Source organism: Limnohabitans radicicola, assembly GCF_014837235.1.
Classification (GTDB): Bacteria; Pseudomonadota; Gammaproteobacteria; order Burkholderiales; family Burkholderiaceae_C; genus Limnohabitans_A; species Limnohabitans_A radicicola.
The window spans coordinates 304,437-322,721 of sequence record NZ_JACYFT010000003.1; the positions used below are offsets into that span (position 1 = coordinate 304,437).

Here is an 18,285-nt window from a genome sequence, read left to right on the forward strand (position 1 = left end):
TCACCGGTTCGCAGGCTTGCGGCAGGTGCCGAAGCGGTTTACATCAACAGGTGTTCGCCTGCGTTGTCACCGCCCAGGATCACGTAGTTCACCTTGCGGATGTCCATCAGCTTGGTGCCACCGGCGTAGCTGATCGAGCTTTGCACGTCCTGCTCCATCTCGATCAGGGTGTTGGCCAGCTTGCCCTTGACGGGCTCCAGAATGCGCTTGCCTTCGACGTGCTTGTACTCGCCCTTGTTGAAGTCGGACGCCGAGCCGTAGTACTCCTTGAACAGCTCGCCGTTGACCTCAACGGTCTTGCCGGGCGACTCTTCGTGGCCTGCAAAGAGCGAGCCGATCATGACCATGCTCGCGCCAAAGCGGATGCTCTTGGCGATGTCGCCATGGCTGCGGATGCCGCCGTCGGCAATGATCGGCTTGGTCGCCACGCGGGCACACCACTTGAGGGCCGACAACTGCCAGCCACCCGTGCCAAAACCGGTCTTGAGCTTGGTGATGCAGACCTTGCCCGGGCCCACACCCACCTTGGTCGCGTCAGCGCCCCAGTTTTCGAGGTCGATCACGGCTTCGGGCGTGGCCACGTTGCCCGCGATGATGAAGCTCGTAGGCAGTTTGGCTTTGATGTAGCCGATCATGTCGCGCACGCTGTCGGCATGGCCGTGGGCAATGTCGATGGTGATGTACTCGGGCACCAGGCCAGCCGCAGCCAGCTCGTCCACGGTGGCGCGGTCAGGGGCCTTGACGCCCAGCGAGATGGAGGCGAACACACCCTTGGCGTGCATGTCGCGCACGAACTGCACATTGTCCAGGTCAAAACGGTGCATCACGTAGAAGTAATCGTTTTGCGCCATCCACAGGCAGATCTTTTCGTCGATCACCGTTTTCATGTTGGCGGGCACCACCGGCAGGCGGAACTTGCGGTTGCCCAATGTGACGCTGGCGTCACACTCGGAACGGCTTTCCACGCGGCATTTGCGTGGCAGCAACAGGATGTTGTCGTAGTCAAAAATTTCCATGAGAAAACCAAGCTCCAAAAAAGGATTCGTTGAAAGAACGAGTGAGCGCTTGGCCTGGCCGGTTTTCTGGCCCCTGGGGTGAACCCGTTGCAGGTTCAGGGCAAAAAAAACCGGGCGCAAGAATCTTGGGCCCGGTGACTGATTCTACCCGCATTCCCTGACTCAATCGTCAAAGTCCCAGATCTGGTGCAAATCCAGTGTGAGCAGGGCCTGACGTTCGACCACTTCCCAGTGCTGGCGCTCGCTTTCGCGGCGCTGCTCATTGGCCAGGCGTCGGTTCTGCAGCAGCTCGGTCATGGTGTGTTCGCCCACCGCATAGGCCTTGAGCGACTTGTCGGCGGCCTGGCCCTGCAGGCGGGCGGCTGTTTGCAAGTGCTGGGCGGCCATTTTGTGGTGTTGCAGCTGTGTCCAGCGGGCCTCGAAATCGGTACCCAATTGGGCCTGCAGTTGGCGCACCTTGTCCTGCGCGTTTTGCGACTCGGCAAGGGCCGCCAGGGCATGGCTTTGGCGGGCTTGTCCCGCCAGCGGCATGCTCAAGGACAGGCCCACGAGTTGCTCAGTACCCTGGCGTTCGCGCTGGGTGTACACGCCCAGGGTGGGGTCGGGCCACTTGTCCTTGTCGATGCGCTCGGCCAGCACGCGCATGCGGGCGGCTTCGGCGCGCCAGAGCTTGAGTTCGTGGTGGTTCTCCAGAAAGGTTTGCTGCAAAGCGGCCATGGGCGGCAAATCGGGCAAACCCTGCCAGTCGGGTGGCAGTAGCTCCAGCGGCAAGCCTGGGTACAGGCGGGTGAGCGTGATCTGCACCGCCGCATGTTGTGACTGCGCCGCTTGCAGCGCCGCCTGGCAGCGCTGCAGCTCGGCTTGGGCCAGATCGGCGTCCAGTTGAGAAATATCGCCTTGCTTGAGCCGGGCCTGGGCCTGGCGCACCAGCGCTTGGGCCAGGCCCAGGCTGGCGGCGGCGCTGTCGCGGTCCACCTGCGCCTTGCGCAGGCTGAACCAATGCTGCATCAGGCCCCGGCTGGCTTCGTGCAGGGCATCGGCGTAAGCGATGCGCGCCACCTCGCGGCTTTTCTCGGCCAGGTCGGCGTCGAGCTGGCCCTTGCCCCACCAGCGCAGCGGTCGCTCCAGGCTGAGGCTGGTCTCGGCAAACCGGTCTTGCGGCTGCTGCACGCGCCGGCTTTGCTGGTTCATGCGCACCGTGAATTCGGCGTTGCCCGAAGCCGTCATCTGCGCCCGGTGCATCTGCGCCGACTTTTGCGACAGCGCCGCTTGCAGGGCGGGGCTGGCCAACAGCGCTTGCTGCACCACCGCAGCGGGCGGCAAGAAGGCTTGCACCGCTTCAGGCGCTTGTGCCTGGGCCAGGTTCAGACCCAGCGCACAGCACAGGCCCAGCCAGAGGGGTTTGAAATGGGTCATGACGACCTCCGTGTTTTCCATTGCGTCCACAGCTCGCCAAAGCTGGCTGCCGCGCCTGCGTGTTCAAAGAACTTGGGCAGCAGCAACAAAGTCAGCAAGGTGGCGCTGATCAGCCCACCCGTCACCACGATGGCCAGGGGCTTTTGAATCTCTGAGCCCGGTCCGGTGGCAAACAGCAGCGGGATCATGCCCAACGCCGTGATGAGGGCGGTCATCAGCACCGGCCGCAGGCGACGCTCGGCGCCCAGGCGCACGACGTCGTGCATGGCCTCGCCGTTTTGCAGGCGTTCGTTGAAGTGCGTGACCATCACCACCCCGTTGAGCACCGCAATGCCCAGCAGCGCGATGAAGCCCACCGAAGCGGGCACCGACAGGTACTGGCCCGAGATGGCCAGCGCCAGCACACCGCCCACCAGGGCAAACGGGATGTTCAGGAAAATGATCGCGGCCTGCACGGCCGAGCCAAAGGTCAGCATCAGGATCAAAAAGATCAGGGCCATGGCCGCCGGGATCACCACACCCAAGCGCGCCGCAGCGCGTTGCTGGTTTTCAAACTGCCCGCCCCACACCACCTGGATGTCCTTGGGCAGATTCAGCGCCACCACCGCACGCTGCGCATCGGCCACAAAGCCGGTCAGGTCGCGGTCTTGCACCGACACCTGGATGGTGGTCAGGCGTCGGCTTTGCTCGTGGTCGATGCGGATGGGCCCCACCACCTGCTGGATGTCGGTCAACGCGCTGGCGCTCCAGACCCGGCCGTCCGGGCCGCTGAGCTGCAGGTTCTTGAAGGCCTCGGGGCTGTGGCGTACGGCATCGTTGCCGCGCAAGGTCACGGGCGTGCGGATGCCGCCTTCGAGCACTTGCCCCACGGTCTCGCCTTCGAGTTGGTGCTTCAGGGCCTGCTGCACGCTGTCCACGCTCAGGCCTGCCGCGCCCACGGTGTGGCGGTGGATGCTGACGGTGAGATACGGCATGCCTTCGGCCTTGGGGGCGATCACTTCGGCCGCGCCGTCGATGCGCCTGACCGCCTCGGCCACCTTTTGCGCCGCCGCAGCCAGTGCGTTCAGGTCCGTGCCAAACAGCTTGATGGCCACGTCACCCCGCGTGCCCGTGAGCATTTCCGAGATGCGCATCTCGATGGGCTGAGTGAAGGCATAAACCAGGCCCGGAAAGCCGTCGAGCACTTGGCGCAGCGCGTCGATGATGTCGTCCTTGCTGCCGCGCCACTCGCTTTTGGGTTTGAGCACGAGGAAGGTGTCGGTCTCGTTCAGGCCCATGGGGTCCAGGCCCAGCTCGTCCGAGCCCACGCGGGCCACGATCGACTGGACTTCCGGCACCTTGGCCAAAATGGCCTGTTGCACCCGGGTGTCGATCTCGAGCGAGGCCTCCAGCGAGATGGACGGCACTTTTTGCAGCTGCACCAGGATGTCGCCCTCGTCCAGCGTGGGCATGAAGGTCTTGCCAATCTGGGTGTACAGGCCTGCGGCCAAGACCAGCGAGGCGATGGCGCCCAGCATCAGCCAGCGGGTGTGCCGCCAGGTGGTGTCGCGCAGCCACACATAGCCCTGGTGGATTTTTTGCACCACCACCGGCTCGTGCCCCCCTTCGCTGCGCAAAGCCATCGAGGCCAGTGCAGGTGTCACCGTGAGCGCCAGCACCAGCGACGCGCCCAAAGCCATGACGATGGTCAGCGCCACGGGCGCGAACAACTTGCCTTCAAGGTCTTGCAGGGTCAAGAGCGGTAAAAACACCACGCAGATGATCAGCACCCCCGCGACAACGGGCTTGACCACCTGTTGCACCGCGTGCAGCACACGCTCGGTCAGGGTGATGCCCGGTGTGTGCTGACCGCTGGCGAGCGATGCTTCGATGTTCTCGACCACCACCACCGAGGCGTCCACCAGCATGCCCAGCGCGATGGCCAGACCGCCCAGGCTCATCAGGTTGGCCGTGAGGCCAGCCCAGCGCATCAGCAAGAAGGTGGTGAGCAGCGACAAGGGCAGTGAGACCGCCACCACCAACGCCGCGCGCAGGCCGCCCAGAAAGACGTACAGCACCACGCAGACCAGCACGCTGGCTTCTGCCAGGGCCTTGACCACGGTGTTGACCGCACGCGAAACCAGCTCGCCCCGGTTGTAGAAAGTCTTGATCGTCATGCCCGCAGGCAGGCGTTTTTGCAGGTCTTTGAGTTCGAGGTCCAGCGCATCGACTAGCTCACGGGCATTAGCGCCCCGCAAGCCGAGCACCAAGCCTTCGACCGCTTCGCCTCGGCCGTCCTGGGTGACGCCGCCGTAGCGCGTCAGGGCACCTGTGCGCACCGTGGCCACATCGCCCAACAGCACCTGGGCGCTGCCCCGCATGGGGCTCAGGCGGATGGCGCGCAGGTCGTCCAGCGTTTTGACAGCGCCTTCGACCCGCACCACCAGCGATTCTTCACCCGCCGTGATGCGGCCCGCGCCGTCGTTGCTGTTGTTGCTGGTCAGGGCTTGGCGCAGTTCGGCCATGGGAATGCCCAGTGCTGCCATGCGGGCCGTGTGGGGCACCACCTCGAAAGTCTGGACTTCACCACCCAGCGAATTCACATCGGCCACACCGGGCACGTTGCGCAGCGCGGGGCGGATGGTCCAGTCCAGCACACGGCGCTTGTCGGCGAGGCTGAAGCCTTCGCCTTCGAGCGTGAACATGTACATCTCGCTCAAGGGCGTGGTGATGGGGGCCAGGCCACCGCTCACACCTGCGGGCAAGTCGCTCATCACGCCGTTCAGGCGTTCGGAGACCTGCTGGCGCGCCCAGTACAGGTCCACGCCCTCTTCAAAGTCGAGCGTGATGTCGGCGATGCCGTATTTTGACACCGAACGCACCATGCGTTTGCGTGGGATGCTCAGCAGTTCTTGCTCGATGGGTTTGACCACCCGCAGCTCGACCTCTTCGGGCGTCATGCCCGGGATCTTCAGGATGATCTTGGCCTGCGTGGGAGAGATGTCAGGGAAGGCGTCGATCGGCAGCTGCTGCCAGGCTTGCAGGCCCGCCAACATCAGGACCGCTGCCAACAACAAGGTGAGCTGCTTGTAGCGCAGCGCTAGGCGAATCAAGGCTTGCATGGTCATTCACCCTGTTGCAGCAGTGCGCGCAGCGAGGCCAAGCCCGTGACTGCCACGCGGCTGCTGGCCTGCAGGGGCGTTTGAGTGGTCGGCTGGATCACCGATTGGTCGTCGTTGCTCGACAGCACCCGCACCGGGGTGGCGTCAAAACCCTTGGCGGTGGCGACAAACACCCACGACTGGCCTTGTTGCAGCACCACGGCGCGTGCAGGTACCTGCCATGCAGCGCTGTTGGGGCTGACCAGCGAGGGGTGCAGCTGTACCGAGAGGACTTCGCCAGCCTTCAGGCTGCCGGGCACGGTCACGCGGGCACGCGCCTTGGCCTGCTGCGTGGCGTCTACGCCGCGACTGACGCCCAGCAGCACGGCTTTGGCCGCACGCGAAGGCACGGACACCGTGTCCCCGGCTTTGAGTTGTGCGGCTTTGTCGGGCGACAGCACCACATCGAGCTGCAGCTGGCGCGTGTCGGCCACCCGGAACAGCACCGCGCCCGTGTCGACGCGCTGGCCCACGGACACGGCCACGTCCACCACCGAACCGGTCAGCGGCGAGCGCAGTGTGGCGCTGGCGTAGTCCCCGCTGGGGGCACCGGTGCCTGCCGACCGCAGCTCGGCTTCGCGCGCCAGACGCACGGCCTCGGCGGCCTGGAATTTGTTTTGGCTCAGTTGCAGGCGCGCTGCCGGGATCACACCCTCGGCCAGCAAGGCCTGGTCGCGCTGCAGGGCCGCTTGTGCGGTTTGTGCTTCAAGCTGCGCTTCGCGGCTCTGGCGGCGGGCATCGGCCAGCATCGGGCTGCTCCAACTGGCCAGCGCCGCGCCCGCTTGCACGGTGTCACCCAGACCGGCATCGATGCGCGTGACCACGCCGGGGTAGGGCGCGGTCACGGTGACCTCTTTGCCCGGCGGCACAGAGACCGTGGCCGAGGCCAGCCACAGCCCGCCCATGGCGGGCTGCAGCGCGGCCAGCTGGATGCCCAGGGCGGCTTGCTGTTGGGCATTGAGCGCCAGTGTTTTGGCGCTTGCAGCGGGTGCAGCTGGCGCTTGTGCAAAAGCCTGCAACTGGGCCGCGAGGAGGAAAAACGGAAAAGCTTTGAGCAGTCTGGACATGACCGACTCCTGAAAAATGAAAAACACCACGCCGCCCGCATGGAGCAGCCCAGGCAGGCGCCAAGGCCCGCGTCAATTCAAGGGTTCAGGTGGGGCGGCGCCAGGGCCGGTGGCGGCCATCCGGCCTGGTAGGTGCGCGCAGGGGCTGCCGAGGGCCAGGCCCTGCGCGTGCGCTGGGGCGGGCACACCAAGCTGGCCAGCAAAACCGCGGCCAGCACAGCGGTGAGGTCACCCACGAACACATTGTCCGGTTGCGAATTGGGCAAGCTGGTGACCACAACCCGCGCTGGCGATTCATCTTCGCTGAAGCTGGGCAGTGCTTTGCTGCCATGAGCATTTGCCGCGTGGGTTTGAGCCAGACCGTGCACCCCATCCAGGTGGAAACCCGAGACCAAGGACGCGCCCACATGGCTGTGCAAAAACGGCCCAATGGACAGCAGCCCCATGAGAAGGACCACGATGCACAGGCTCAGCCGCTGAAAAAGACGATGGGGGTATTGCACAGCTTCATTATAGAAAGCGGCCTGTGACGCGGGTGTGTCTAAGCGTTGGCGGGTATTCGGTGGGATGTAGAACCGCTGGGCGCTGTCCTTTTTACAATCCCTCCATGACGTTTGATTTTGAAGCGCCGTCTTCGGCATCCACTCTGGCTTCTTCCCGCTTGCTAGCCCCGCTCAACGAGGAGCAGCTCAAGGCGGTGACGCTGCCCGCCGAGCACGCGCTGATCCTGGCGGGGGCGGGGTCGGGCAAGACCCGGGTGCTGACCACCCGTATCGCCTGGCTGCTGCAGACCGGGCAGGTCACGCCCGGCGGCATTCTGGCGGTGACCTTCACCAACAAGGCGGCCAAGGAGATGGTGGTGCGCCTGTCGGCCATGCTGCCCGTGAATGTGCGTGGCATGTGGATCGGCACCTTCCACGGCCTGTGCAACCGTTTTTTGCGGGCGCATTGGCAGTTGGCGCAGTTGCCCCAAACTTTCCAGATCCTGGACACGCAGGACCAGCTCTCGGCCATCAAGCGGTTGTGCAAGCAGTTCAATGTGGACGAAGACCGTTTTCCGCCCAAGCAACTGCAGTACTTCATTGCCGGCTGCAAGGAAGATGGCCAGCGCGCCGCTGACGTGCCTGTGCGCGACGACGAGACCCGCCGCAAGGTCGAGATTTACCAACTCTACGAGGAGCAATGCCAGCGCGAAGGCGTGGTGGATTTTGGCGAGCTGATGCTGCGCTCGTACGAGCTGCTGCGCGACAACGCCCATGTGCGTGAGCATTACCGCCGCCGTTTCAGGCACACCCTGGTGGACGAGTTTCAGGACACCAACAAGCTCCAATACGCCTGGCTCAAGCTGCTGGTGGGTCTGCCCGGCGAGGGCAGTGGTGGTGCCATCTTGGCCGTGGGCGATGACGACCAGAGCATCTACGCCTTTCGCGGCGCGCGCGTGGGCAACATGGCCGACTTCGTGCGCGAGTTTCAGGTGCAGCACCAGATCAAACTGGAGCAGAACTACCGCAGCTACAGCAACATCCTCGACTCGGCCAACGAGCTGATCAGCCACAACAAGACCCGCTTGGGCAAAACCCTGCGCACCGATCAGGGGGCGGGCGAGCCGGTGCGGGTGGTGGAGTCGGTGAGCGACTTTGCCGAGGCCCAGTGGCTGGTGGACGAGGTGCGCCAGCTGGTCAAGCAAGACGATTTTGAGCGCAAGGAAATCGCGCTGCTGTACCGCAGCAACGCGCAAAGCCGGGTGCTCGAAACGGCGCTGTTCAACGCAGGGTTCCCGTACCGCGTGTATGGCGGCTTGCGCTTTTTCGAGCGGGCCGAGATCAAGCATGCGCTGGCCTACCTGCGCCTGATGGAGAACCCCAACGACGACACCAGCTTTTTGCGGGTGGTCAACTTTCCGCCACGGGGCATTGGGGCGCGCAGCATCGAGCAATTGCAAGATGTGGCCCGTGCTGCGGGTTGTTCGCTGCACGATGCGGTGAGCGCCACCACCGGCAAGGCCGGGGCCAATCTGGCCGCGTTCGTGGCCATGGTCGATGTGTTGCGCGAGCAGACCGCGGGCAAAACCCTGCGCGAGATCATTGATCTGGTGATCGACAAGACCGGGCTGGTGAACCACTACCGCGCCGAAAAAGAAGGCGCAGACCGGGTGGAGAACTTGGAAGAACTGGTCAATGCTGCAGAGAGCTTTGTCACGCAAGAAGGCTTTGGCCGCAGCGCCGTGGCCATGCCGCAGGGCAGTTTAGGATTGACACAAAGCCCGGCCAGCCAGGGGCTGGTGGGCGATGCGGCCGATGCGCCTGTCGATGAGTTCTCGGAAGACGGCGTCACCATGAGCCCGCTGGCGGCGTTTTTGACCCATGCGGCACTGGAAGCCGGTGACAACCAGGCCCAGGCCGGTGAAGATGCGATCCAGCTCATGAGCGTGCACGCCAGCAAGGGGCTGGAATTCGATGCGGTGTTCATCACGGGGCTCGAAGAGGGCTTGTTCCCGCACGAGAACGCGATGAACGATTTCGATGGCCTCGAAGAAGAACGCCGCCTGATGTACGTGGCCATCACCCGCGCGCGCAAGCGCCTGTACCTCAGCCATTCGCAAACGCGCATGCTGCATGGCCAGACCCGCTACAACCTCAAAAGCCGCTTTTTTGACGAACTGCCCGAGCATTGCCTCAAATGGATCACGCCCAAAACCGCAGGGTTTGGCACGGGCGTGGGCTCGGGCATGAATGCGGGCGGCTGGACCAACACCCCGGCGCAAAACCGCCAGGCCCGACCCGCCTGGGGCCAGAGCAGCCTGAGCACCGAAACCTACAAAAGCCCGCCTGTGCCCGTACAAAAAGCCGCGCCCGAGCACGGCATCACGGCGGGCAAGCAGGTTTTTCACACCAAGTTCGGCGAAGGCAAAGTGCTGGCCGTTGAAGGCACAGGCACCGACGCCCGCGCCCAGGTGAACTTCCCGCGCCATGGCATCAAGTGGCTCGCCTTGAGCGTGGCCAAACTCACCCTTGTTTGAATTTTTCTGAAGAAAGCGCCCCATGAAAATCGCCAAAGACACCGTCGTCACCATGCACTACAAAGTGGTGAACGCGCAGGGCCAGTTGCTCGACAAGGCGCAAGAGCCCACGTCGTACTTGCACGGGGGTTATGACAACACCCTGCCCAAGATCGAAGAAGCGCTGGAAGGCCAGGAAGTGGGTTTTGCCACCACGCTGAACCTGTCGGCCGCCGACGCCTTTGGCGAGCGCGATGAGAGCTTGGTGCAGACCATCTCGAAAAAAGATTTTCCACCGGGCGTCAAGGTGGGTGGCCAGCTGCGTGGCCGCTCAGCCGATGGGCACGAGCAGGTGTTCAATGTGGTCAAAATCAAGGGCGATCAGGTCATTCTGGATGCCAACCACCCCTGGGCCGGACTGAATCTGAGCTTGAGCCTGAAGGTGCTGGAAGTGCGTGCGGCCTCGGCCGAAGAGGTCACGCACCGCCATGCGCACGGTGCGCACGGCCACCACCACTGAGCCTCAGGCCAGATTCTGGTCCGAGGTACTGGCGCTGAAGCAGGCCTTGACGGTGAACAACATCGATGTGAAGAACATCGCGGTCACCATCAGGGCCAGCGGCATCAGCACCGCCATCAGCATCTGGGCGTCGCCCAGCAGGCTGGCTACCAGCAAAGCGATCAGGCCCGAGCTTGCAAAAACCACCACCCAGGCCAGGGTGTAGACGGTGAACGCCGCCTTGTTGCGCCAGCAGGCCATCCAGCTGAAAAACAGGCTTTTGACGGGTTCGATCTGTTGCCAGTAGACCAGTGCAGGCGCATGCCAGAACAGCATGGACAGCGGCACGTACAGCAGCATGGTCATCCAGAGCGCGGCCTGGAAGGCATCGCTGTTGACCAGCTCGGGGCTGACAGAAGCCCCACCCAGATAGACCTTGGCAAAGTCCCCGCCGTCCGCCAGAACGGATGCGGCCATCAAGAGCAGCAAGCCCACGGTATACAGTCCGCCCAGAACCAGCATGGGTTGACGCTGCAGGGGGTTCTTGAAGGCGGACCACAAAATCGCCGGCATGGGGAACTGTCCCTCGCTGGCCTTCTGGGTGGCTGCCATGATGCCTGCCGTCAGGCCTGGCAGCAGCACCAGCGCCAGCGCGCCACCGATGACCGGCACCATCGACACCAGCGAAATCACGGCCATGAACAAAAAGAACAGGCCGGACATCGCCAGGGGCTGGCGCCAGAAGGTGCGGATGCCCAACAGGGCCCATTGCAGGCCTTCTCGGGCGGGGACGGTGCGCAGGTTCATGCGGGGTGATGGCTTCAAAGGTGGATGGGTTGTGCGATGCGCCCACGCAGCACCCGCTCGAAGTGGGTGGGGTCGTGGGGTTTGAGCATGGACGCTTCGCGTGGCAGGTGATAGTCCCACAAACGCGAGATCCAGAAGCGCAAAGCCCCTGCGCGCGCAAGGGCAGGCAGCAATTCACGCTCTGCAGCGCTCAAGGGGCGCACCTGCTGGTAGGCCTGCAGCATGGCCTGCGCGCGCTCGCTGTCGTGCACGCCCATGGGCAGATCGATGCACCAGTCGTTCAGGCACACGCACAGGTCAAACAGCCAGGTGTCCACGCCAGCAAAATAGAAATCAAAAAAGCCCGTCAGCTGCTCGCCGTCGAACATCACGTTGTCGCGGAACAGGTCGGCATGCACCGGGCCCCGGGGCAGTGCGGCGTAGGCGCTGCTGGCGGCCACATGGTTCTGGTAGGCCAGTTCGCTGCGCAACAGGGCGGCCTGGGCCTCATCCAGGTAGGGCAGAACCACCGGCACGGTCTCGTTCCACCAGGGCAGGCCACGCAGATTGGGCTGGCTGCGGTTGTAGTCGCTGCCTGCCAGGTGCATGCGCGCCAGCATGTCCCCCACGGCGGCGCAATGCACGGCCTGTGGTGCGAGCTGGCTCTTGCCCGCGAGCTTGTTGACCACGGCGGCGGGTTTGCCGCTCACGGTGTGCAGGATGTCGCCATCGCGGTTGGCGGCCGGGTCGGGCACCGGGATGCCCCGGCCCGCCAGGTGCTTCATCAGGTGCAGGTAAAACGGCAATTGCGCTTGTGTCAGGCGCTCGAACAGGGTGAGCACGTACTCGCCCTGGTCTGTGGTGGCGAAGTAGTTGGTGTTTTCAATGCCACCTTCGATGCCCCGCAAAGCGGTGAGTTGGCCCAGGTTCAGGGCTTGCATCAGGTCGTTGGCCTGGGTTTCGGTGACTTCGGTGAATACCGCCATGAGGGAGCGCCGTCAGAGGGCCAGCAAGGCTGACCGGATGGGAAAAGACCGATTGTAGAGGGGCACGAAAGCGCCTGAACACGGTACACAATCGGGGGATGAGCGAAAACACACCCGAAAACGCAAGCGCCAAGCCGACCCTCTTGCTGGTCGACGGCTCCAGCTACCTGTACCGCGCCTTTCACGCCATGCCCGATCTGCGCGCCGTGCCCGGCGACCCGACCAGCCCCGCCACCGGGGCGATTCGCGGCATGATCAACATGATGGAGCGGCTGCGCAAGGATGTGCCCGCTGTCTATGCCGCCTGCGTGTTCGACGCCAAGGGCCCGACTTTCCGCGACGAGATGTACCCCGATTACAAGGCCCACCGCAGCCCCATGCCCGACGATTTGCGCAGCCAAATCGAGCCGATCCACGAGCTGGTGCGCCTGATGGGCTGGAAGGTGCTGGATGTGCCGGGCGTCGAGGCCGACGACGTGATCGCCACCCTGGCCCACACCGCCGCCCAGCAGGGCATCGAGGTGACGGTGTCCAGTGGCGACAAGGACCTGAGCCAGCTGGTCAACGAGCACATCACCATCATCGACACCATGAACGGCAAGGTGCGCGATGTGGCGGGCGTGACCGAAGAGTTTGGCGTGCCGCCCTCGCTCATGATCGATTACCAGACCTTGGTGGGCGACCCGGTGGACAACGTGCCGGGCGTGGCCAAGGTCGGCCCCAAGACCGCTGCCAAGTGGTTGCTCGAATACGGCTCGCTCGACAACCTGATGGCGCATGCCCATGAGATCAAGGGCGTGGCGGGCGAGAACCTGCGCCAGGCGGTGGACTGGCTGCCCAAGGGCAGGGCGCTCGTGACCATGAAAACCGATTGCGATCTGAACGGCTGGGTGCCCGATCTGCCCTCACTCGCCAGCCTGCACCTGCACGCGCCGGACAAGGACAAGCTGCTGAATTTTTACCAGACCTATGGCTTCAAAGGGCTGGTGCAGTCGCTGGGCGGGACTGTGCCTGCGCCTGCGGCCAAGGCCAAAGTGAGCAAGGCGAAAGACACGGGCATGGGCGATTTGTTCGGCGCCGCTCCAGAAGAACCTGCGGCCTTGCCCGAGTTGGACAGCGCCGCCAGCGCGGTGCAAGGCGAATTGAAATACGACACGGTGCTCGACTGGGCCATGTTCGATACTTGGCTGGCCCGCATCGAGCAAGCACCGCTCACCGCCATCGACACCGAAACGACCTCGCTCGACGCGATGCGCGCCGAGATCGTGGGCATCTCGCTGAGTGTCACGCCCGGCGAGGCGGCTTACATCCCGCTGGCTCACAACGGCCCGGGTGCGCCCGAGCAATTGCCACTGGCCGAGGTGCTGGCCAAATTGAAGCCCTGGCTGGAAAACCCGGCCCGCCACAAGCTGGGCCAGAACATCAAATACGACCGCCATGTGTTCGCCAACCACGGCATCGAGGTGCAGGGCTACGCCCACGACACCATGCTGGAGAGCTATGTGCTTGAAGTGCACAAGCCGCACGGCCTCACCAGCCTCGCCGAGCGGCATGTGGGACGCAGGGGCGTGACCTACGAAGACCTGTGTGGCAAGGGTGCGCACCAAATCCCGTTTGCGCAGGTGGACGTGGACAAGGCCGCGCATTATTCGTGTGAAGACTCGGACCAGTGCCTGGATGTGCACCTGGCCCTGTGGCCGCAGATCGAGGCGCACGCGGGCCTCAAGTTTGTGTACGAGCTGGAGATCGCCACCAGCGAAGCGCTGTACCGCATCGAGCGCAACGGCGTGCTGATCGACGCGCCCACGCTGGCCGCGCAAAGCCAGGCGCTGGGCGAGCGCATCGTCCAGCTTGAAACCGAGGCCTACGAGATCGCCGGGCAGCCCTTCAATTTGGCCAGCCCCAAACAGCTGGGCGAAATCTTTTTTGACAAGCTGGGTTTGCCTGTCATCAAGAAAACCGCCACCGGTGCCCGCAGCACCGACGAAGAGGTGCTGGAAAAACTGGCCGAAGACTACCCGCTGCCCGCGCGCATCCTGGAGCACCGTAGCCTGTCCAAGCTCAAAGGCACGTACACCGACAAGCTGGCGCAGCTGGCCTTGCCGCGCACGGGCCGCGTGCACACCAACTACGCGCAGGCGGTGGCCGTCACAGGCCGCTTGTCGAGCAACGAGCCGAACCTGCAGAACATCCCGGTGCGCACCGCGGAGGGCCGCAAGGTGCGCGAGGCCTTTGTGGCCCCCGCAGGTTGCGTGATCGCCAGCGCCGACTACAGCCAGATCGAGCTGCGCATCATGGCGCACCTGAGCGACGACGCGGCCTTGCTCAAGGCCTTCCACGACGGGCTGGATGTGCACAAGGCCACGGCCGCCGAGGTCTTTGGCGCGACACCCGACACGGTGAGCAGCGAGCAGCGCCGCTATGCCAAGACCATCAACTTCGGCCTGATTTACGGCATGAGCGCCTTTGGTCTGGCCAAGGCTTTGGGCATCGACAACACGGCGGCCAAGAACTACATCACGCGTTACTTTGAGCGCTTTGCGGGGGTCAAACACTACATGGACAGCACCCGCGAACAGGCCAAGGCGCAGGGCTATGTGGAGACCGTGTTTGGCCGCCGCCTGATGCTGCCCGAGATCAACAGCCCCAACGGCCCACGCCGCGCCGGGGCCGAGCGCGCCGCCATCAATGCGCCCATGCAGGGCACGGCCGCCGACCTGATCAAGCTGAGCATGGTCGCGGTGCAAAAGGCGCTCGACGAACAGGGCAAAGCCACCAAGGTCATCATGCAGGTGCACGACGAACTGGTGTTCGAGGTGCCCGAGTCGGAAGTCGAGTGGGTGCGCACCGAGGTGCCGCGCATCATGGCGGGGGTGGCCGACCTGAAGGTGCCGCTGCTGGCCGAAGTCGGCTTTGGGCCGAACTGGGAACAGGCGCACTGACCTGATGGTCCCGTCGGATGCTGGATTCAGTCCGGCGCCCAGACCGGGTGCTTGACCATCACCGCTGCAAAGTCGGCAGAGGCTTCAAATGCGGCCAGCCAGGCGATCAGGCCTGGCCAGGGCTGGTCGGCGAACCAGCCTGGGTGGGTGTGCGCGAACTGCCGCACAAACGGGGCCTGCGCTGCATCGAGCAGTCCCCATTGCGAACCCGAAAGAAAGGTCTGCCGTTGCAGCACTGCCTCCAGCCCGTGCAGGTGTGCTGCGCCTGCATCGCGGTGGGCCAGGCCATCGCTCAGGCCAAAGCGCTGCGGGTACTTGTAGCGGTCGAGCTGCTGTTTGAAGAAACCGTCGTTGCGCCCGATCTGTGCCAGCCAATCGTTCAGCACGTGCTCGCGCTCGGGCAACCAGTGCTGCGGATCGCTCTGTTGCAGCGCCCACAGCATGATGTCCAGGCTCTGGTCGATCACTCGCCCTGCGTCACGCAGCCACAGCACCGGCACGGTGCCCTTGGGCGAGAGGGCCAGCAGATGCGCGGGTTTGTTCTTGAGTTCGATTTCGCGGTGTTCGTGGGCCACGCCACAGGCGTGCAGCGCCAGCCGCGCCCGCATGGCGTAGGGGCAGCGGCGAAACGAATACAGGACGGGCAGGTCGGGCGCGGTCATGGGGCAGGTGTTTGGTGCTGGCAAGCATAACGCCTCCAGATTCAGGCGCAGGTGTCGCTCCAGTAAGATCAAGGCCTCCACAAGAGGGCCAGGTGTGTACACAAGTGCCGGGGCCATCACCTCAGGAAAAAGATGACTTTGTTGACGATTTGGCTGGGCACCTTGATCGCGGGTATCGGCAGTGTCTGGATCGCGGCCTGGCTGAGCTTTGGCGTGCTCAGCCGCTACACCCAGCACATGTTGAGCCTGGCCGCAGGGGCCTTGCTGGCGACCGCTTTTTTGCATTTGCTGCCCGAGGCGTTTGAAGGGCAGGTCGGTGCGCAAGGCCTGTTCATGACCTTGCTGCTGGGACTGGTGTTCTTTTTCCTGCTCGACAAGGCGGAGCTTTGGCACCATGGGCACGAGCACCACCATGGGGGGGGTCATGGACACGAGCACCACCACGGGGGTGCTCATGGCGATGGTCACCACTATGGAGAGGCTCATGGACACGCTCACCACCATCACGGTCACGACCACGCGCATGCACCTACCGGCGCTGGCAAATGGGCCTTGCTGGCGGGCGACAGCGTGCACTGCTTTGGCGACGGCATACTGATCGCGTCGGCATTCATGGCCGATTTTTCCTTGGGCGTGCTGGCTGCGCTGGCCGTGCTGGCGCACGAAGTGCCGCACCACATGGGCGATCTGGTGGTGCTGCGCCAGGACTCGGACAGCCGTCAGACAGCCATCGTCAAAGTCTCACTGGCAGGGGCTGTCACGGCCCTGGGGGGTACGGTGGGGTATGTGCTGGTCGACGCCCTGCACGACTACTTGCCGTACTTCCTGGTGGTGGCCAGCAGCAGTTTCATCTATGTGGCGCTGGCCGATCTGATTCCGCAGCTGCAAAAACGCCTGTCGGCCCGCGAAACGGCGGCGCAGGTGACCTGGCTGGCTGTGGGCATGGGCATGGTGATGCTGGTCAGCCAACTGGCCGCGCAACACCGCTGAACGAGGGGCGAAGCCCCAGGAAGGGTCAGCCCTTGGCGCAGGGCAGGCCGGGAGCGCGGCTCCACTCGCTCCAGCTGCCCGCATACAGGGCCGTGGGGCCGAAACCTCCCAGTTCCATCGCGATCAGGTTGGGCACCGCGCTCACGCCGCTGCCGCAGTGGTGCACCACGGTGCTGGCGCTGCGGCCGCACAAGACCTGATTCCATTCGGCCCGCAAAGCGTCAGGACTTTTGAAAAAACCCTCGGCAGTGAAGTTGTCGGTGAAGGGCCGGTTCAGTGCGCCCGGAATGTGTCCGGCGATCGGGTCCAGCGGCTCCACTTCGCCCCGGTAGCGGGGCGCACCACGGGCATCGACCACGGTTTGTGCCGGGCGGCCCAGGTCGGCCACGACCTGGTCGGTGAAGACCAGGTCGCGCAAGGCGGGGCGCAGCTCGAACGCCGCCACATCGGGCGCGGCGGCACGGCCTGTGGCCACAGCGCCGCCAGCGGCTTTCCAGGCCTGCAGGCCGCCGTCGAGCAGGGCCACGGCGTCGTGCCCCAGCCACTTGAGCATCCACCACAGGCGGCCACAGTAGTTGCCGGCGTTGCGGTCGTACACCACCACCTGCGTAGCGTTGCCAATGCCCAGCGTGCCCAGCCAGGCGGCCACGCGTTCGCGGGGCGGCAGGGGGTGACGGCCACCGTTGACGGCGTCGCTTTCGTGTGTGCTCAGGTCGCGGTCCAGGTGGGCCTGTAATGCGCCTGCAATGTGTTCGGCCTCGAACAGGCTGTCGGCCAGTTCGGGCTTCATCAGGTCAAAGCTGCAGTCCACGATGGCCAGCTTGGCCCCCTCTTGTTGCAGGGCTTGCAGTTGGGCGGCGGTGATCAGCAAGGGGTACATGGACGGCTCCAGGGTCAGTGTTCTTCGGCAGGGGCTTGGGGCAGGGCGCGTTTGCGCAGGGCGGTAGCGGCAATGCCGCTGGCCATGATCAAGGCCATACCGATCCAGCCGATCAGCGGGATGACGTCACCAAACAGCAGCAAGCCATACAGTGCGGCAAACACGATGCCCGAATATTGCAAATTGGCCACCAGCAAAGTGGCGCCCCGGGTGTAGGCCTTGGTCATGCACAGCTGACCGAGTGCGGCCAGCAGGCCGATCGGCAAAAGCCACAGCACCTGTGGCCAGACCCATTCGCTGGCGCCAGTGAACAGCATGACCACGCCACCCACGAGAGTGGTGCCAATGGAAAAGTAAAAAACGGTGCGCGATTCGGGCTCACCCACACGGCCAAGTGCTGCCACTTGCATGTACGCCATGGCCGCGCCCAGCCCGGAGAGCAGGCCAATCAATCCTGCAAACAGCTGGTTTTGCTCGATGGTGGGACGCAAGATCATGACCACGCCCGCAAAGCCGCTCAGCACCGTGAGCACGATGGGGCCTTGACGGCTGGCATCCTGCAAGCGGCCCATGACCAGGGTGCCACCGACCAAAAAAGCCGCCACCCACACGCCGCTCATGTAATTGAGCGTCATGGCCGTGGCCAGAGGCAGGTAAGCGATGGCGTAAAACCAGGCCGACAGCGAGGCCACGCCGACGACCGAGCGCCAGACATGCATCCAGGGGATGGTGGTGCGCAAAGACACACCCTGCGCACGACACAGGCTGGCCATGAAGGCCATGCCGATCAGGCCCCGGTAAAAGACCAGTTCAAAGGTGTTGAAGTGTGCAGAAGCGAATTTGATGCACACGCTCATCGTCGCGAAAAACAAGGACGCAAGGATCATCCAGGAAGCTTGCATC

14 protein-coding genes are annotated in these 18,285 nt (G+C 64.2%); 4 read left to right on the forward strand and 10 right to left on the reverse strand.

Translation table 11 applies throughout. The annotated features are described in order from the left end of the window. Positions 1 to 38: 38 nt before the first annotated feature. The 5 genes from IC609_RS14085 to IC609_RS14105 all read right to left on the reverse strand — a co-directional run bounded on the left by IC609_RS14085 (position 39) and on the right by IC609_RS14105 (position 7,142). Positions 39 to 1,016, reverse strand: a complete 978-nt coding sequence (locus tag IC609_RS14085) for a GMP reductase (protein WP_191820149.1) — start codon at positions 1,014 to 1,016, stop codon at positions 39 to 41. Between the two features lie 162 nt (positions 1,017 to 1,178). Next, positions 1,179 to 2,432, reverse strand: coding sequence for a TolC family protein (locus IC609_RS14090; protein ID WP_191820150.1), 1,254 nt, complete (start codon positions 2,430 to 2,432; stop codon positions 1,179 to 1,181). Further along, entirely contained in the window at positions 2,429 to 5,539 is a 3,111-nt protein-coding gene (locus tag IC609_RS14095; protein ID WP_408611049.1) for an efflux RND transporter permease subunit, read from the reverse strand. The genes IC609_RS14090 and IC609_RS14095 overlap by 4 nt, the downstream gene beginning before the upstream one ends. Then, positions 5,536 to 6,639, reverse strand: a complete 1,104-nt coding sequence (locus tag IC609_RS14100; protein ID WP_191820152.1) for an efflux RND transporter periplasmic adaptor subunit — start codon at positions 6,637 to 6,639, stop codon at positions 5,536 to 5,538. The genes IC609_RS14095 and IC609_RS14100 overlap by 4 nt, the downstream gene beginning before the upstream one ends. A 77-nt stretch (positions 6,640 to 6,716) precedes the next feature. Then, entirely contained in the window at positions 6,717 to 7,142 is a 426-nt protein-coding gene (locus tag IC609_RS14105) for a hypothetical protein (RefSeq protein WP_191820153.1), read from the reverse strand. 104 nt (positions 7,143 to 7,246) lie between these two features. On the opposite strand from IC609_RS14105, the gene IC609_RS14110 reads away from it, so the two are divergent. Both IC609_RS14110 and IC609_RS14115 read left to right on the forward strand, forming a co-directional pair. After that, positions 7,247 to 9,658 (forward strand): UvrD-helicase domain-containing protein, encoded by a 2,412-nt coding sequence (locus IC609_RS14110; RefSeq protein WP_191820154.1) that lies wholly within the window; start codon positions 7,247 to 7,249, stop codon positions 9,656 to 9,658. A 22-nt stretch (positions 9,659 to 9,680) separates the two neighbouring features. Continuing rightward, positions 9,681 to 10,157 (forward strand): FKBP-type peptidyl-prolyl cis-trans isomerase, encoded by a 477-nt coding sequence (locus IC609_RS14115; RefSeq protein ID WP_191820155.1) that lies wholly within the window; start codon positions 9,681 to 9,683, stop codon positions 10,155 to 10,157. Positions 10,158 to 10,160: 3 nt separating this feature from the next. Here the strand turns inward: IC609_RS14115 and IC609_RS14120 are convergent, their stop codons facing one another. Both IC609_RS14120 and IC609_RS14125 read right to left on the reverse strand, forming a co-directional pair. Then, positions 10,161 to 10,943, reverse strand: coding sequence for a BPSS1780 family membrane protein (locus IC609_RS14120; protein WP_191820156.1), 783 nt, complete (start codon positions 10,941 to 10,943; stop codon positions 10,161 to 10,163). 14 nt (positions 10,944 to 10,957) lie between these two features. After that, positions 10,958 to 11,908, reverse strand: coding sequence for a homoserine kinase (locus IC609_RS14125; protein ID WP_191820157.1), 951 nt, complete (start codon positions 11,906 to 11,908; stop codon positions 10,958 to 10,960). A gap of 98 nt (positions 11,909 to 12,006) precedes the next feature. Between IC609_RS14125 and polA the strand changes: the two genes are divergently transcribed. Beyond that, positions 12,007 to 14,850 carry a DNA polymerase I gene (gene polA, locus IC609_RS14130; RefSeq protein ID WP_191820158.1) on the forward strand — a complete coding sequence of 948 codons (2,844 nt, stop codon included), beginning with the start codon at positions 12,007 to 12,009 and terminating at the stop codon, positions 14,848 to 14,850. Between the two features lie 26 nt (positions 14,851 to 14,876). On the opposite strand, the gene IC609_RS14135 is transcribed toward polA, so the two are convergent. Beyond that, entirely contained in the window at positions 14,877 to 15,512 is a 636-nt protein-coding gene (locus tag IC609_RS14135; RefSeq protein WP_191820159.1) for a glutathione S-transferase N-terminal domain-containing protein, read from the reverse strand. A 132-nt stretch (positions 15,513 to 15,644) separates the two neighbouring features. Between IC609_RS14135 and IC609_RS14140 the strand changes: the two genes are divergently transcribed. Continuing rightward, positions 15,645 to 16,502: a ZIP family metal transporter gene (locus tag IC609_RS14140; protein WP_191820160.1), complete on the forward strand. Its 858-nt coding sequence runs from the start codon at positions 15,645 to 15,647 to the stop codon at positions 16,500 to 16,502. A gap of 25 nt (positions 16,503 to 16,527) precedes the next feature. On the opposite strand, the gene IC609_RS14145 is transcribed toward IC609_RS14140, so the two are convergent. Together IC609_RS14145 and IC609_RS14150 are read right to left on the reverse strand one after the other, a co-directional pair. Continuing rightward, positions 16,528 to 17,382: a sulfurtransferase gene (locus tag IC609_RS14145; protein ID WP_191820161.1), complete on the reverse strand. Its 855-nt coding sequence runs from the start codon at positions 17,380 to 17,382 to the stop codon at positions 16,528 to 16,530. A 14-nt stretch (positions 17,383 to 17,396) separates the two neighbouring features. Continuing rightward, positions 17,397 to 18,284, reverse strand: a complete 888-nt coding sequence (locus IC609_RS14150; RefSeq protein ID WP_191820162.1) for a DMT family transporter — start codon at positions 18,282 to 18,284, stop codon at positions 17,397 to 17,399. Position 18,285 lies beyond the last annotated feature (1 nt).

What these genes read in the sequence shown, in the direction of transcription:
- IC609_RS14085 (WP_191820149.1), bottom strand. Translation starts at nt 1,016, where the DNA reads ATGGAAATTTTTGACTACGACAACATCCTGTTGCTGCCACGCAAATGC.
- IC609_RS14090 (WP_191820150.1), bottom strand. Translation starts at nt 2,432, where the DNA reads ATGACCCATTTCAAACCCCTCTGGCTGGGCCTGTGCTGTGCGCTGGGT.
- IC609_RS14095 (WP_408611049.1), bottom strand. Translation starts at nt 5,539, where the DNA reads ATGACCATGCAAGCCTTGATTCGCCTAGCGCTGCGCTACAAGCAGCTC.
- IC609_RS14100 (WP_191820152.1), bottom strand. Translation starts at nt 6,639, where the DNA reads ATGTCCAGACTGCTCAAAGCTTTTCCGTTTTTCCTCCTCGCGGCCCAG.
- IC609_RS14110 (WP_191820154.1), top strand. Translation starts at nt 7,247, where the DNA reads ATGACGTTTGATTTTGAAGCGCCGTCTTCGGCATCCACTCTGGCTTCT.
- IC609_RS14115 (WP_191820155.1), top strand. Translation starts at nt 9,681, where the DNA reads ATGAAAATCGCCAAAGACACCGTCGTCACCATGCACTACAAAGTGGTG.
- IC609_RS14120 (WP_191820156.1), bottom strand. Translation starts at nt 10,943, where the DNA reads ATGAACCTGCGCACCGTCCCCGCCCGAGAAGGCCTGCAATGGGCCCTG.
- IC609_RS14125 (WP_191820157.1), bottom strand. Translation starts at nt 11,908, where the DNA reads ATGGCGGTATTCACCGAAGTCACCGAAACCCAGGCCAACGACCTGATG.
- polA (WP_191820158.1), top strand. Translation starts at nt 12,007, where the DNA reads ATGAGCGAAAACACACCCGAAAACGCAAGCGCCAAGCCGACCCTCTTG.
- IC609_RS14135 (WP_191820159.1), bottom strand. Translation starts at nt 15,512, where the DNA reads ATGACCGCGCCCGACCTGCCCGTCCTGTATTCGTTTCGCCGCTGCCCC.
- IC609_RS14140 (WP_191820160.1), top strand. Translation starts at nt 15,645, where the DNA reads ATGACTTTGTTGACGATTTGGCTGGGCACCTTGATCGCGGGTATCGGC.
- IC609_RS14145 (WP_191820161.1), bottom strand. Translation starts at nt 17,382, where the DNA reads ATGTACCCCTTGCTGATCACCGCCGCCCAACTGCAAGCCCTGCAACAA.
- IC609_RS14150 (WP_191820162.1), bottom strand. Translation starts at nt 18,284, where the DNA reads ATGCAAGCTTCCTGGATGATCCTTGCGTCCTTGTTTTTCGCGACGATG.